The sequence below is a fragment of the Variovorax sp. JS1663 genome, from assembly GCF_002157355.1.
GTDB lineage: Bacteria > Pseudomonadota > Gammaproteobacteria > Burkholderiales > Burkholderiaceae_C > Variovorax.
On the sequence record NZ_LYMK01000132.1, the window covers coordinates 1 to 1,388 of the forward strand.

The following is a 1,388-nucleotide window of genomic DNA, read 5'->3' on the forward strand; positions in this document are numbered from 1 at the left end:
GGTAGGTCACGTTGGTGTTCGTCGCGTCCAGCTGGCTGCCGTTGACCGCATCGGTGCTGGTGGTGCTCAGGGCACCGGGCGCCACGTTGGTGATCTTGGTGGTCGCGCCGCCCTTGTTCAGCGTGACCGTGGTCTTGGTCGCGTCGTCGTACTGCACCGCGTTGGTCGTGATCGTGTCGATCGCCTGGTTCGTGGCGAACAGCTGGCTGCCGTTGACCGCATCCGTGCTGGTGTTATTGAGCCGACCGGCCGCCACGTTGGTGATGGTGCGCTCCTGGCCCGCGCTGCCCACCGAGACGGTGCCCACCGGGGTGGCGCCCTCAAAGGTGTAGGCCTTGCCGCCGATGGTGGCGCCGGCCGTGCCGACCGCCGCAGCGGTGCTGGCTTTGGCGCCCAGGGCCACGTCATTGGCGTTGTTGGCCACCGCGTCCTGGCCGATGGCCACCGAGTCAGCGCCGATCGCCTTGCTGTCGGTGCCCACGGAGTTGGCGTGGAAGTACTTGGTGCCCTTGTCGTTGATGTTGGTGACCCTGGCATCCAGGGTGTTGACCGTGGTGCCCAGGTTGGTCACGTTCGTGTTGGTGGCGTCCAGCTGGCTGCCGTTGACCGCATCGGTGCTGGTGGTGCTCAGGGCACCGGGCGCCACGTTGGTGATCTTGGTGTTGGCTGCGTCAATGCCCCCGGTCGTCACGCTCGGCCCGCCCGTGATGGTCATGCCGGTGTTGTCGATCCTGGTGCCACCCGTGGTCAGGCTGGTGAAGCTCGGGGTATCGATCGTCGCCACCGTGATCTTGTTGGCAGCATCCTGGCTGATCTGGATGTTCTTGCCGTCGACGAAGGTCACCGTGCCGCCCGGGGCCACAGTCTGCGCCGCATTGGCATTGGTGCCCAACTTCCAGCCTGCATTGGCGTTGATGGCCAGATTCTCGACGGCCTTGTTGGTGGCGAACAGTTGGCTGCCGTTGACCGCATCAGTGCTGTTGGCCGTCACCTGACCCGCGGCCACATTGACGATCTGGCGCTCCGCCCCCACCGCGCCCACGCTCACCGTGCTGGTCACGTTCGTGGTGCCCGCGTAGGTGTAGGGCGTACCCGCAATGGTGCCGTTGGCGGCAACGGCGACTGGCGCCGCTGCTGTCGAGCCGCTGCCCAGCACGACCGCCCCCGACAGGTTTGGACCCACGTTCACCCCGTTGCCCAGCACGAAGACGTCGCTGGATTTCGCGTCGATTTGGTTGCCGTTACCCACCGAGTAGGAGTTGGCACCATCGATGATGCTCGGGTCGCCGATGGCGCCGGAGTTCTTGCCGCTGACCTTGTTGCCCACGCCGATGCTGATGGAGTTGTCACCGGTGGCTTCCGCGCCGTTGCCCATCGCGATGGCGTTC

The 1,388-nt window shown here is 65.9% G+C and carries 1 pseudogene; it reads right to left on the minus strand.

The features are described from left to right. Positions 1–1,388, minus strand: a pseudogene (locus tag A8M77_RS34950) (trimeric autotransporter adhesin BpaB); the annotation flags it as partial.